We start from the raw sequence: 13139 nt of genomic DNA, 5'->3' as shown, positions 1-13139 counted from the left end.
GGAAATTTACCAAAAAAGTTTGAATCCGAGCTTTCTCGCGCTAAAGAATCGCGCACGTCGTTCAATTATTTGCGACGCAGCCAAAAATCACCATCCGGTGACTTGTGCTAAATAATTGTTATTTTTGGCTTTTGTCGCCGAACGTGTAGCCGGTTTCGACTGTCTTGTTGCCGAATTTTTCTCGGAGTTTGTCCATGGCTGCTTCCGCAGCGGCCCGTCGCATGGCCTGAACGTCGATAAGATCGGGCGGATCTGCGCGCCCGGCATCGCCAAGATCGGTAACCCCGATGCCGATGAGACGGAATTTCGTGCCGTCGGTTTCAGGTTCGAGCAGCCGCAGTCCGGTGCGGAAAATCCGATCCGCGAGTTGGGTTGGGTTCTCCAGCCGACGATTGCGCGTGCGGATCTTGAAGTCTGCGGTCTTCAGCTTCAGCACGACGGTCTGGCCGGCAATGCCGCTGCGCTTCAGACGCCGGGAAACCTTCTCGGAGAGATCGCGCAGGATCGGCACGAGATCTTCATGGCGCCAGATGTCTTCGAAGAAGGTGGTTTCGGAAGACACGCTCTTTGCCGCTTCATTGGGATGCACGGTTCGGTCGTCGATCCCGCGCGCGAGACGGAAAAGCCGTTGGCCGATGACGCCATAACGGCGCATGAGGTCACCTTCCTCCATGGCCTGCAACTGGCCGATGGTGCGAATGCCGTCGCTTTCGAGCGTAGCGGCAAAGGCCTTGCCTACTCCCCAGATGGTGGTGACCGATCGTGGCTCCAGGAAGGAGAGCGCCTCTTCCTTGCCAATGACGAAGAAGCCTCGCGGCTTCTGCAGGTCGGAGGCAACCTTGGCGAGGAATTTGCAGTAGGAAAGGCCGACGGAGATGGTGATGCCGACTTCCTGCTCCACGCGCTTGACGAACTTGGCGAGGATGCGCGCCGGCGGATCGTGATGAAGCCGCTGCGTGCCCTCTAGCTCGAGAAAGGCCTCGTCGATCGAAAGCGGCTGCACCAGCGGTGTCAGGTCCTGCATCATCGCACGGACCTCGCGGCCGACGCGCACGTATTTCTCCATGTTCGGCCGGATGACGACGGCCTGCGGGCACGCTTCCAACGCCTTGAACATCGGCATGGCGGAGCGAACCCCATGGATGCGGGCGATATAGCAGGCGGTGGAGACGACGCCGCGCTTGCCGCCACCGATGATAACGGGCTTGTCGGCCAACTCCGGATTGTCACGTTTCTCGATGGAGGCATAAAAAGCATCGCAATCGATATGCGCCAGCGTCAGTGCGTAGAGTTCCCGGTGGTAAACGAGGCGAGGGCTTCCGCAGCTCCGGCAGCGCGTGCGCGTGGCCGATTGCTCGCTCAAACAATCGCGACAGAAGCCGGAAATCTTGTCGGGCGCATGGGTCATCGAGTGAGAACAAAAATTGAACATCGCCACTTTATGATCTAAGCTCGCGAGTCTCAAGCTGGAAAACTGCCGGGGAGGCGCGAGTGCAGAACTTAGTCGTGCAGGCATTGACGCCGGATCGCTGGGGCGATTTCGAGACACTGTTTGGACCAAGCGGTGCCTGCTATGGCTGTTGGTGCACTCATTTCCGTGTCGCGACATCGCAGCGCAAGACGATGGATGCGGCAGCAAAGAAGCAGTTGATCCAGGAGCGAATCTCGGCTGGGCCGCCGCCCGGTCTCCTAGGCTACATTGATGGGCAACCGATCGCTTGGGTGCAGGTTGGTCCGCGTGCAGAGCTGCCGCAATGGAACTCGCCGAAAACAGTGTCTCGTCCGCTCGATCCAGCCGATGCGGAAGACAGCACTGTTTGGGCGGTAAGTTGCTTCTTCATAAATTCGAAGGATCGCGGCAAGGGGTATAGCCATCGCATGCTGTCGGAGGCTGTGAATTTCGCCCGTGCTTCCGGCGCGCGGCTGCTGGAGGGCTGCCCGATCGAGCGTACGAAGCAGTCGAAATCGGTCGGTCTCTATGTCGGTTCGCAGCGCATATTCGAGGCCGCCGGATTTTCTGAAGTTGCGAAGCGGAAGGACGGCAGGCCTCTGATGCGTCTCGCTCTTTGAGGGTAGGTAGGATGACGTCAGCGTGCGATATGAGCCTGGATCAGCGGTGCTGCCTGGTCCCATTCATTGGCTTCCGGAATACCAGCGGCGACGGCGGGCGCCATGCGATGAACGATGGAGGCCGGTTTCAGATTGATGAGGAGGCATCCCGGGACATATTCGCTGACCGAATGCAGGTTGTGGGCCATGTCGTCGACGAAGGCGACGGGCATCTCGCGCTGTCGATGCAGCGAGCGTACGATCGGCCCCTTCGGCTGCAGCGACGCGAGCAACGGATAGTCAAGCTCAAGCCTGTCGAGGAGCCGCCGCCTCTGCTCCCAGAACTGCGGCGGCATGGCTGTCAGGAAAACGATATCGGCATCTTTCGAAAACGTGGCGAGCGTGTCCACCACGCGATCGAAAGGCGTCTGCCATTGCTCCTGCGCCTCGAAGAACGCCTCGATCAGCCGGCGGACATCCTTTTCTTCCAGCGCGGAGCCATTGGCCTTGGAAACGATGTTGCCCGTCAGCCGGAAGGAGCGCGGGAGGAATTCATGGCCTTCGGCGTCGATGAAGGCCAGGAAGGGCGCAAAGAAATGCAGAACAACGTCATCGACATCGCAGACGATCAATGGCCGTTCCTGAAGTTGGATATGCGATACGTCGAATTCGATCGGGGCATCCATGATCAGTATTCTCCAGAGGCAAGGCCGGGCGGCGAAAAATGCGCCGACGCGGCGGCGACGGCCTCCGGTGGAATGCCGCTGGCCTCGCAGAAGGCCAATAATGTCGGTTCATGGTTCATGAGGAAATCGAGCATGCCAGCAAGGAAGGCGGGCTCGTTGATGGCGTTGCGCACCTGCGCCGGCTCCACGCCGGTGAGCGCCAGGAAGCGGCCAAACATATCGGGTTCATTGGCGAGCCAGCCGAGTACGGCAATAGCAGTCTCTTGCGGGTTGGCCGCGCTCTTCTTCGGGTTCTTGAAGTTACTTTGCATTTTGAGGGGTGAGTTACCTATTTTTCAACCAAATGCCGGTAATTTGCGATTCAACTATTTCTGGAATCGGTTCCTCGCGACCCTATATTTCGAGAGAATGGATGCAATACCGGATGCAGGGGCAGCGTTCCATGGCTAAGCAGGTAATGATTGTAGAAGACAATGAGCTGAATATGAAGCTCTTTCGCGATCTGATCGAAGCCTCCGGCTATACAACGATCCAGACCCGCAATGGCATGGAAGCGCTCGATCTCGCGCGCAAGCACCGTCCAGATCTGATTCTCATGGATATTCAGCTGCCGGAGGTCTCCGGTCTGGAGGTCACCAAGTGGCTGAAGGAAGACGACGACCTGCACATGATCCCCGTGATCGCAGTCACGGCCTTCGCCATGAAAGGCGATGAGGAGCGCATTCGCCAGGGTGGCTGCGAGGCCTATGTCTCGAAGCCGATTTCAGTGCCGAAATTCATTGAGACCATTAAAACCTATCTGGGCGACGCCTGATGATGGGGAGCAGCTGATGACCGCACGCATCCTGGTAGTCGACGATATTCCGGCCAACGTAAAGCTTCTGGAAGCGCGGCTGCTTGCCGAATATTTCGAAGTGCTGACGGCTGAGGACGGCTTGAAGGCGCTCGCCATTTGCGCGAGCACGCAAGTCGATCTGATCCTTCTCGATATTATGATGCCCGGCATGGACGGCTTCGAAGTGTGCGAGCGCCTGAAATCCGATCCCCGAACTGCGCATATCCCGGTCGTCATGGTGACGGCGCTCGATCAGCCTGCCGACCGCGTGCGTGGTCTGAAGGCCGGTGCCGACGATTTCCTGACGAAGCCGGTCAATGACCTCCAGCTGATTTCCCGCGTCAAAAGCCTGCTTCGCCTGAAGACATTGAGTGACGAGCTGCATATGCGCAACGAGACCGCGCGCAACTTCGGCATCGGCGATCTGATGCGCTCCGGAGAAGGTCGTTCCGAGGAAGCCGGCCAGGTGCTGCTGGTCGACGGCCGCGCCAATTCGCAGGAGCGGATTATCCGAACGCTGAAGCCGATTGCCCAGGTCATTGCGATGTCCGATCCGCAGGCGGCTTTGTTCGAAGCGGCCGAACGGCCGTTCGAGCTTGTCATCGTCAATTCTAATTTCGACGATTATGATCCGCTGAGGCTTTGCTCGCAGCTGCGCTCGCTGGAGCGTACGCGCTTCCTGCCAGTGCTGCTGGTGACGGAGCAGGGGGCCGATGACATGATCGTTCGCGCGCTGGATCTCGGCGTCAATGATTATATCGTCCGACCGATCGATCCGAACGAGCTCGTGGCCCGCTGCCTCACGCAGATCCGCCGCAAACGCTATAACGACCGTTTGCGTGCCAGCGTACAGCAGACGATCGAGCTTGCCGTCACCGACGCGCTCACCGGCCTGCACAACAGGCGCTACCTCGACAATCACTTAAAGGTGCTTTTTGATCGATCCCTGGCACGGGGCAGGCCGCTCTCGATTCTGATCACCGACATAGACCGCTTCAAGACCGTAAACGACACCCATGGTCACGATGCCGGCGACGAAGTTCTCAAGGAGTTTGCCGCACGGATCCGCTCAACGGTGCGCGGCGCCGATCTTGCCTGTCGTTACGGAGGTGAGGAATTCGTAGTCGTCATGCCGGATACGCCCGCCGATATCGCCGCAGCCGTCGCAGAACGTCTACGCGCTGCGGTAGAAAATATGCCTGTGAGACTACGCGACACTGGTGTGGCGCTTAACATTACCGCATCCTTCGGAATTTCGTGCCGTTTGGAGACGATCGATACGCCGGAGCAGTTGATGAAACAGGCCGATCTTGCGCTTTACGAAGCCAAAAGGGCAGGCCGCAACAGGGTCGTAGCTTCAGCCGCATAGGGGTAAACGGCCGAAAATGGCAATTACCCATCGATACTGAGGTAGCTTCCAGGTTTTTGAACCGCGATTCAGTTCTTCCCGTTCTTTATCTCACCTCCACAGCCACTTGAGTTCTGGTTCAAAGAAATAAGAATACTTATACTTTAATTTTCGGAATAAATTCTCACTTTCTGCCCCAAGGCGAAATATTCGTATTATATTACTATATGTTTTTATCTTGTTCGTGGCTTGGTGGTCAGGTGGGAGCTGGAAGGGCAGGAGCTTGATTGAAACTAAATTGAATATTCAATTTTACTTTAGTATCTGTATTGTATATTTTCTAGCGAGAGAGGAAATCTCTCTTTATTCTTGATAATTTCTTGACCATTTTTCGTTAATGCTATCGGGCATTCTTTTCCGTCAAAGTCATGAATTTTAACCATGCGGGCAGACAGGCATTTTTATCATTAAGAATTTGTTGATTTTCTTTTGATTTCGCGCGAATTTAGTCCCGTATACAGACAACCGATTAGGGTATCCGAGATACCCCATGATGCTCAGGTCCGCCGCATCTCCTGGGTCGTGGGGTCGGTCGGCTGGCAGGCAGAAGATAACGGTTCCTCGTGCCGTTTTGCAGGCTAGCCGACCCCCATTCAAAGCGCCGCTCTTCTTTCTGAAGGGCGGCGTTTTTCTTTGCCGTGCCGGCAAGGCATTGTTCGACTGAGGCGTTTCCAACCGCTATTGCAAAATCGGACGGCGATCGAGATGAGGTTTATAAAACAAAAAAAGGCGCCAACCCGAAGGTCGCGCCTTTTTGTAACCTGAAGTTTAGGAAACTTACTTGATCTTCGTTTCCTTGAACTCGACATGCTTCTTAGCAACCGGGTCGTACTTCGTCTTCGTCATTTTGTCCGTCATCGTACGGCTGTTCTTCGTCGTGACGTAGAAGAAACCGGTGTCGGCCGTCGACAGCAGCTTGATCTTGATGGTGGTAGCCTTGGCCATGGTCGTCCTGCCTTTAATAAAAATGAACGCCGTGGACGGCCAGTGCGGAGGTCCACGGCGAATTCTGGCGCGAAAATACAAATCGCGCCCGAAAAGTCAACCTCTGTTGCCCATGAAAAGCAGTCGTATCCCCGAAAGCAGGACATAAAGACCGAAGAAAAACGCCACGGCCCAGGCAAAGCCGCTGGGATTGGCGACATCCATGGCCGTGCCGACCGTCGGCGGCCCGAGGACCATGCCTACGGCGTAACAGAAAACGAAGGCCGCATTGGCGGCGACGAGATCGACGCCGGTCAATCGCGTGCCGAGGTGGCTGAGGCCGACCGTATACATGCCGGAAACGCAGCCACCCCAGAAGAGCAGGATGATGGCAAGAATGATCCAGTTCGATGACAGCGACGGTAGCAGGAGCGCTCCGACAAACCCGATCGTGGCCATGATCGACAGCAGCGGCCGCTTGTCCCGCATGCGGTCGGCAAGCAGCCCGAGCGGGATCTGGAACACGAAGTTGCCCACACCCATGACGGTCAGCAGCAGTGCCGCCTGTGATTCGTTGAAACCGAGGCGGGTTGCATAGCTGGTGAAGAGCGATCCGCCGCCGACGGTAACCGCACCAAACACGAAGACCGCAGCCGTGGCCGTCGGCACGAGGAAGATGTAGCGCACGAAATGCAGTTCCGGCTTCTCGTCAACCATCGGGCTCTCGTTTCGCGCAATGAAGATCGGGATGGAGGCGGCCAGGATGATGCAGGCGCCGATGAGGAAGGGCATCAGGCCTTCGCTGCCGACGACGGAAAAGACGAGGGGGCCGGCCGCAAATCCCAGAGAGAAGACGGTGGAATAGAGACCGAGCACGAATCCGCGTTTGGAAGGCGGCGAGGCGGCGTTGATCCAGAATTCCGACAGGATGAAGAGCGTTGTCGTCGCCCCATGGAAGACGATGCGCAGCGGAAACCATAGAAGCAGATTTTCCGCATAGTAGAAACCGAGTGAACTCAGAGCCGATAGGAAAACCGCCCAGATCATTGTCTGCACGACGCCAAAGCGATGCGCGAGCTTGGTCGTAACGACCGCTGCCAGCATCGAGGCGACGCCCATCATGGCCGTGTTGAGGCCGATGAGGCTCGAGGGAACACCGCGCTTTTCGAGAATGATACTCAGAAGCGGCAGTCCCAGCCCGATGGCGATGCCAACGGCGGATACGGAGGTAATGGCTGCGACGAGCGAAGGCCAGTGAATTTCTTCGACGTGGCCGGCCTTGTCGTTCGTCGGTTCAAGCATAAAAAAATCCCTGGGGCATGAGGCGCGCGAATCGATCGCAATGTGGAGCACAGGAAGCCACGGCTCGGCCAAATTCAGGTGACGGGTCGGCTTTCATGTGATCGATCACACCCTCCGGAGTAGTCCCTATGACGCGCGGCATGTTCAGACAAGAAATGCTGCTCATGTCAAGCGGTTGCCGGCAAAGCAGTTCGTCTGAAGCACGATTAAGCGACAAAACCTCTGCGGTTTCCGATATAGCAGCGCAATGCGCGGAAGCAATCTCTGCCAACGATAGAGACCGGCGGCATGAACCGGATAGCATGGTCACGACCGGCCGTTTCCTTGATCCCATTCCTCTGGGGTGTCGTCATGGCCACCGAAGCCATGCATGCGCAGCGCCCATTGCAGGCCGATGACGCCGCCCTTGATCGGCTGGATGATGGCAAGTGCCGCGATAATGGTGATGGGTGCCCAAATGGCAAGATGCGCCCAGAGTGGCAGCTTGAAGGTCATATCCGTCAGCATGTAGCCGCCGACGATCAGGTGGCCGAGAACCAGGATCACCAGATAGGGCGGCAGGTCGTCGGCTCGCTGATGAGAGATATTTTCATCACAGACCGCGCATCGGTCGACTGGCTTCAGAAAGGCGCGAAAGAGCTTGCCGGTGCCGCAGCGCGGGCAGCGGTTCAGCATGCCGCGTAGAATCGAGCGTCCGAGTGGACGTTCGCTTTCGTCTGAGCCACCGAAGCGGATGGGGGAGTCGGATGGGCTGCCCGTCATGAATGCGCTTCCTCCGTGCCGGCAGCCGTTCTTTATCTGCGGCCGCGCGGCGGTCTCGTGCCCGGTGCCTTGCGCGCCTGGCTCTTGTTGCGGCGGGTGGCCTTATGAAAGGAACGCACCGCCGTCGGCATCGGCTTGCCATCGCTCAGCATTTCGAAGCGCAGCGCTCCGGCAAGTGGCACGGCTTCCGCCAGCCTCACCGTTACATCGTCGCCGAGACGAAATCCTAGCCCCGTTCTTTCCCCTGTCAGCGCCTGATGGGCCTCGTCGTAGATGAAGTAATCGGTGCCGAGCGTAGATATAGGGATGAAACCGTCGGCGCCATAGTCCGGCAGGGTGACAAAAAGCCCCGACTTGGTGACGCCGCCGACGCGCGCCTCGAACTCCGCGCCGACACGACCGGCGAGGTGGTGGGCAATGAGCCGGTCCACCGTCTCGCGCTCCGCGGCCATAGCGCGGCGCTCGAAGGTCGAGATTTCGGCTGCAATATCGTCGAGCGAAGCTTCTTCCTCCGGCGTGATCGCACCTTCGCCGAGGCCAAGCGAGCCGACCAGCGCGCGATGCACGATCAGATCCGCATAGCGACGGATGGGCGAGGTGAAGTGGGCGTATTTCATCAGATTCAGGCCGAAATGCCCGATATTGTCGGGGCTATAGATCGCCTGGCTCTGTGAGCGCAGCACCATCTCGTTGACCATGGTCTGATGCGCCGTACCCTCGGCTTTCGCCAGAATGCCGTTGAAGCTATTGGCGCGCACATTGCCGCCCTTGGCAAGCGAAATGCCGAGGGTGGCCAGAAATTCGCGCAGGATTTCCTGCTTGGCGAGCGTCGGTCCATCGTGAATACGGTAGATCAGCACCTGCTTGCGCTTTTCCAACGTCTCGGCCGCAGCAACGTTCGCCTGGATCATCATTTCTTCGATGAGCTTGTGCGCATCGAGGCGCGGCGGCACGAAGACACGATCGACGGTGCCATCCGGCTTCAGCAGGATCTTGCGCTCGGGCATATCGAGTTCGAGCGGCTGGCGCCGGTCGCGGCCCTTTTTCAAAATCTCATAGGCGTGCCAGAGCGGCTTGAGAATCGGCTCCAGCATCGGTCCGGTCTTGTCGTCGGGCTTGCCGTCGATCGCAGCCTGCGCCTGCTGGTAGGAAAGCTTGGCAGCGCTCTTCATCATAACACGATGGAAGGTATGCCCAGCCTTGCGGCCTTCCTTGGAGAAGACCATTCGAACCGCGAGGGCAGGGCGGTCGACGCCTTCCTTGAGCGAGCAGAGATCGTTGGAGATGCGCTCGGGCAGCATCGGCACGACGCGGTCGGGGAAATAGACCGAATTGCCGCGCTTCAGCGCCTCGCGGTCGAGCGGCGAGTTCGGACGCACGTACCAGGAGACGTCGGCGATGGCGACGGTGACGATCACGCCGTCCGGATTGTCGGGCGAGGGGTCCATCTCGGCATAGACGGCGTCGTCATGGTCCTTGGCATCGGCCGGGTCGATGGTGATCAGCGGCAGGCTGCGCCAATCCTCGCGATGGGACATGGTGGCGGGCTTGGCCGCATCGGCTTCCGCAATGACTGCGACGGGGAAGACATGCGGAATACCATGTGCATGAATGGCGATCATCGAGATCGCTTTTTCCGAGGCAACAGAACCGACAACAGACAGAACCTTGGCGCGCGGCAGACCGAAGCGGCCGAGACGCGCCACTTCGACCTCGACCAGATCGCCATCCTTGGCGCCGCCGGTATAATCGGGGTCAATGACCATTTCCTCGCCGCGCCGTTCGATGGGCATCAGCCGGCCACCGCCGCCCGGCGTTTCGCGGAAGACGCCCATGGAGGCGCCCTGCCGCTTGTCGATGACCTTGATGATGCGAGCCGTATAGGCTGGGCCGCCGCGATCGACGGCCGAGAAGATCTTCGCAAGAATGCGGTCGCCCATGCCGGCGACCGGCGCCTTGCCCTTGCCGTTGCGACCGGCGGGCGAGGAGGACTGCTTGATCATGACTGCGGGCGCGACGCCGTTTTCGTCGGCCCATTCGGCGGGGCGGCCGATCAGCATGCCGTCCTTGTCGCGCGTCGTAATATCGAGAACGGCAATCGGCGGCAGCGCGCCAGGGCGGATGAGAGACTTACGGCTCTTCTGCACCATGCCTTCTTCTTCAAGCTCGCGCAGCAGTTCCTTTAGCGCGACGCGGCTCTCGCCTTTTAGGCCAAAGGCCTTGGCGAGTTCGCGCTTGGAAGCCTGTTGCGGATGATCGGCGATGAAGCGCAGGATGACCTCGCGCGGCGGCAGCTCGCCGTGGATAATTGCCATCATCGGCTCAACCTCGCCGCCTGCCTTGCTGGCGCGGCCGGGCTTACCGGAACGCCGTTCCGACGATGGGTTCCTGCCGCGCGGTTCTCTGCTCACTCTGCACTCTTCTTTTTCGCCGCCGTCTTGGCCGCAGGCTTCTTTGCAGCAGCCTTCGGCTTGGCAGTCGTTTTCGTGGCTTTTGCGCCGGCTGCCGCGGCCTTTGCCTTGGCGGGTGCCTTCTTGGTGGTGCTGCCGCTCTTGCCGGCCTTCGCTGCGATCAGAGCTAGGGCTTCCTCGACGGTGATCGCCTGCGGATCCGTCCCCTTCGGCAAAGTCGCATTGACCTTGCCCCAATTGACGTAGGGGCCGTACTTGCCGTCGCGAACGGTGATCGAGCCGCCGCCATCCGGATGCGCGCCGAGATCCTTCAACGCTGCGGGTGTTCCGCCGCGCGCTCCACCGGCTGCCTTGCTCTGCTTTTCGGCAAGAACGGTGACGGCGCGGTTCAGACCAACGGTGAAGACATCCTCGACGCTTTCGAGGTTGGCGTAGCTGCCGTCGTGCAACAGGAATGGTCCATAGCGGCCGATGCCGGAAGAAATCATCTTGCCGGTTTCGGGGTGCTTGCCGATGTCGCGTGGCAGCGAGATCAGCGCCATCGCCTTTTCATAATCGATATCCTCCGGCTTCCAGCCGCGCGGCAGCGATGCACGCTTGGCATCCTTGCCGTCGCCGCGCTGGATATAGGGACCGAAGCGGCCCGAACGCAGCGTCAGCTCTTCACCGGTCACCGGATCGGTGCCGAGCGCTTTCGGTTCGTTCAATCCGTTGGATTCAGCCTCCGCGCCGCCTTCCGACGAAAGCTGGCGGGTATAATTGCATTCCGGATAGTTCGAGCAGCCGACGAAGGCGCCGTATTTGCCGAGCTTCAGCGAGAGGTTACCCGTGCCGCATACTTGGCAGATGCGCGGATCGCTGCCGTCTTCGCGCTTCGGGAAGACGAGCGGCGCCAATGCGTCGTTCAGGGCATCTAGAACATTGGTGACGCGCAGTTCCTTCGTGTCTTCGATCTGGGCGAAGAAATCGCGCCAGAAATCGCGAAGCACGTCCTTCCAGTTCAGCTCGCCAGCGGAGATGCGGTCAAGCTTCTCCTCCAGATCGGCCGTGAAGTCGTATTCGACATATCTGGTGAAAAAGCTTTCGAGAAAGGCTGTAACCAGCCGTCCCTTGGCCTGCGGCACAAGCTTGCGCTTGTCGATGGTCACATAATCGCGGTCGCGCAGCGTTGCGAGCGTCGCGGCATAGGTGGAGGGGCGGCCGATGCCGAGCTCTTCCATCTTTTTGATCAGCGATGCTTCCGAGTAGCGCGGCGGCGGTTCGGTGAAATGCTGGGTCGAATTGATCTTCTGTTTGGCGAGATTTTCGCGTGCGTTGATCTCTGGCAGGCGGCCGCCTTCTTCGCTGTCGTCGCTCTGCTCGCCGTCTTCCTTCTGGTCGGTATAGGCGGCGATGAAGCCGTCGAAACGGATGACAGAGCCGACGGCGCGCAGGCCGGCCTTCTTGCCGGCATTGTCAGCGAGGATCTCGACCGTCGTACGCTCGATTTCGGCCGATGCCATCTGGCTGGCGATGCCGCGCTTCCAGATCAGATCGTAAAGTTTCAGCTGATCGTCATCGAGGAACTTGCGGATGCGATCCGGCACGCGATCGAAATCGGTCGGACGGATCGCTTCGTGCGCTTCCTGGGCATTCTTAGCCTTGGTGGAATAGAAACGTGCCTTTTCCGGCAGGTAACGGTCGCCGAACTGGTTGGCTATGGCGTGACGTGCCGCATCGATCGCTTCCGGGGCCATCTGAACGCCGTCGGTACGCATATAAGTGATGAGACCAACGGTTTCGCCGCCGATATCGACGCCTTCATAGAGCTTCTGCGCCACCTGCATGGTGCGCGAAGCCGAGAAGCCGAGCTTCGAGGAGGCAGCCTGCTGCAGCGTCGAAGTGGTGAAGGGTGGGCTCGGATTGCGCTTGACCGGCTTTGCCTCGACCGTGCCAACGACATAGGAGGCACCTTCGAGCAGCGCCTTCAGCTTGCCGGCCTCTTCGCCGTTGCCGATCGCGCGCGGCTGCAGGCGCTTGCCGTCGGCAGAGACCAGGCGGGCTTCGAATTCATCGCCGCGTGGCGTTTTCAGGATCGCAGAAAGGTTCCAGTATTCTTCCGAGATGAAGCGTTCGATCTCGGATTCTCGGTCGCAGACGAGGCGAAGCGCCACGGATTGCACGCGGCCGGCCGACCGGGCGCCCGGCAGCTTGCGCCACAGAACCGGCGACAGGTTGAAGCCGACGAGGTAGTCAAGCGCGCGGCGGGCGAGATAGGCGTCCACCAGCGGCACGTCGATGTCGCGCGGGTCGGCCATGGCGTCGAGCACGGCCTTCTTGGTGATGGCGTTGAACACCACGCGCTTCACCGGCTTGCCGTTGATAACGCGCTTCTTGTTCAACAGATCGAGCACATGCCACGAAATGGCTTCACCCTCACGATCGGGGTCGGTCGCGAGAAAAAGGCCGTCGGAGGATTTCATCGCGTCGGCAATGTCCTTGATGCGCTTTTGCGAGGCACCATCGACTTCCCACAGCATTTCGAAATCCTGGTCAGGCAGTACCGAACCGTCTTTGGCGGGCAGGTCACGCACATGGCCGAAGGATGCAAGAACCTTATATCCGGGTCCCAGATATTTATTGATTGTCTTGGCCTTGGCAGGCGATTCCACCACTACAACGTTCATCATCAAGTCTCTGAATAAGAGGTCGCGCCGGTATAAGACGCGGGAGATACCGGGTTTTTCCGTCTTCCCGGCCTTCCGACATGGACAGGGAAATCG

The 13139-nt window shown here is 59.1% G+C and carries 11 protein-coding genes; 3 read left to right on the top strand and 8 right to left on the bottom strand.

The features are described 5' to 3' along the window. Positions 1 to 118 precede the first annotated feature (118 nt). Positions 119 to 1408: a DNA polymerase IV gene (locus tag FHT73_RS05830; protein WP_183710324.1), complete on the bottom strand. Its 1290-nt coding sequence runs from the start codon at positions 1406 to 1408 to the stop codon at positions 119 to 121. 83 nt (positions 1409 to 1491) lie between these two features. On the opposite strand from FHT73_RS05830, the gene FHT73_RS05825 reads away from it, so the two are divergent. Continuing rightward, on the top strand, positions 1492 to 2070 hold the full coding sequence (locus FHT73_RS05825; RefSeq protein ID WP_112607126.1) for a GNAT family N-acetyltransferase: 579 nt from the start codon (positions 1492 to 1494) through the stop codon (positions 2068 to 2070). Positions 2071 to 2087: 17 nt separating this feature from the next. Here the strand turns inward: FHT73_RS05825 and FHT73_RS05820 are convergent, their stop codons facing one another. Further along, entirely contained in the window at positions 2088 to 2735 is a 648-nt protein-coding gene (locus tag FHT73_RS05820) for a hypothetical protein (RefSeq protein ID WP_183710322.1), read from the bottom strand. A 2-nt stretch (positions 2736 to 2737) separates the two neighbouring features. Then, positions 2738 to 3046, bottom strand: a complete 309-nt coding sequence (locus FHT73_RS05815; RefSeq protein ID WP_112337507.1) for a DUF3572 domain-containing protein — start codon at positions 3044 to 3046, stop codon at positions 2738 to 2740. 131 nt (positions 3047 to 3177) lie between these two features. On the opposite strand from FHT73_RS05815, the gene FHT73_RS05810 reads away from it, so the two are divergent. Further along, positions 3178 to 3549, top strand: coding sequence for a response regulator (locus tag FHT73_RS05810; protein WP_041677854.1), 372 nt, complete (start codon positions 3178 to 3180; stop codon positions 3547 to 3549). 16 nt (positions 3550 to 3565) lie between these two features. Continuing rightward, positions 3566 to 4939, top strand: a complete 1374-nt coding sequence (locus FHT73_RS05805) for a PleD family two-component system response regulator (protein ID WP_183710320.1) — start codon at positions 3566 to 3568, stop codon at positions 4937 to 4939. An 816-nt stretch (positions 4940 to 5755) separates the two neighbouring features. Here FHT73_RS05805 and rpmG read toward each other — a convergent pair. From rpmG to topA, 5 genes are all read right to left on the bottom strand, one after another. Continuing rightward, positions 5756 to 5923 (bottom strand): 50S ribosomal protein L33, encoded by a 168-nt coding sequence (rpmG, locus tag FHT73_RS05800; RefSeq protein ID WP_003547442.1) that lies wholly within the window; start codon positions 5921 to 5923, stop codon positions 5756 to 5758. A 96-nt stretch (positions 5924 to 6019) separates the two neighbouring features. After that, complete coding sequence (locus FHT73_RS05795; protein WP_183710318.1) at positions 6020 to 7204, bottom strand: MFS transporter; 1185 nt, start codon at positions 7202 to 7204, stop codon at positions 6020 to 6022. A gap of 306 nt (positions 7205 to 7510) precedes the next feature. Next, positions 7511 to 7966, bottom strand: coding sequence for a DUF983 domain-containing protein (locus tag FHT73_RS05790; protein WP_015339543.1), 456 nt, complete (start codon positions 7964 to 7966; stop codon positions 7511 to 7513). Between the two features lie 32 nt (positions 7967 to 7998). Next, positions 7999 to 10377 carry a ribonuclease R gene (gene rnr / locus FHT73_RS05785; protein WP_183710316.1) on the bottom strand — a complete coding sequence of 793 codons (2379 nt, stop codon included), beginning with the start codon at positions 10375 to 10377 and terminating at the stop codon, positions 7999 to 8001. Further along, positions 10374 to 13043 (bottom strand): type I DNA topoisomerase, encoded by a 2670-nt coding sequence (gene topA / locus FHT73_RS05780; protein ID WP_183711099.1) that lies wholly within the window; start codon positions 13041 to 13043, stop codon positions 10374 to 10376. The genes rnr and topA overlap by 4 nt, the downstream gene beginning before the upstream one ends. Positions 13044 to 13139 lie beyond the last annotated feature (96 nt).

The sequence above is a fragment of the Rhizobium sp. BK098 genome (assembly GCF_014193155.1).
Lineage (GTDB): Bacteria > Pseudomonadota > Alphaproteobacteria > Rhizobiales > Rhizobiaceae > Rhizobium.
Note: the sequence above shows the minus strand (reverse complement) of the source record. Positions and strands in the feature narration are given on the sequence as shown.

Bases quoted from the DNA above. Each gene is read 5' to 3' on its own strand.
- topA (WP_183711099.1), bottom strand. From the start codon at position 13,043: ATGAACGTTGTAGTGGTGGAATCGCCTGCCAAGGCCAAGACAATCAAT.
- FHT73_RS05820 (WP_183710322.1), bottom strand. From the start codon at position 2,735: ATGGATGCCCCGATCGAATTCGACGTATCGCATATCCAACTTCAGGAA.
- FHT73_RS05795 (WP_183710318.1), bottom strand. From the start codon at position 7,204: ATGCTTGAACCGACGAACGACAAGGCCGGCCACGTCGAAGAAATTCAC.
- FHT73_RS05805 (WP_183710320.1), top strand. From the start codon at position 3,566: ATGACCGCACGCATCCTGGTAGTCGACGATATTCCGGCCAACGTAAAG.
- rpmG (WP_003547442.1), bottom strand. From the start codon at position 5,923: ATGGCCAAGGCTACCACCATCAAGATCAAGCTGCTGTCGACGGCCGAC.
- FHT73_RS05810 (WP_041677854.1), top strand. From the start codon at position 3,178: ATGGCTAAGCAGGTAATGATTGTAGAAGACAATGAGCTGAATATGAAG.
- FHT73_RS05830 (WP_183710324.1), bottom strand. From the start codon at position 1,408: ATGACCCATGCGCCCGACAAGATTTCCGGCTTCTGTCGCGATTGTTTG.
- FHT73_RS05790 (WP_015339543.1), bottom strand. From the start codon at position 7,966: ATGACGGGCAGCCCATCCGACTCCCCCATCCGCTTCGGTGGCTCAGAC.
- FHT73_RS05815 (WP_112337507.1), bottom strand. From the start codon at position 3,046: ATGCAAAGTAACTTCAAGAACCCGAAGAAGAGCGCGGCCAACCCGCAA.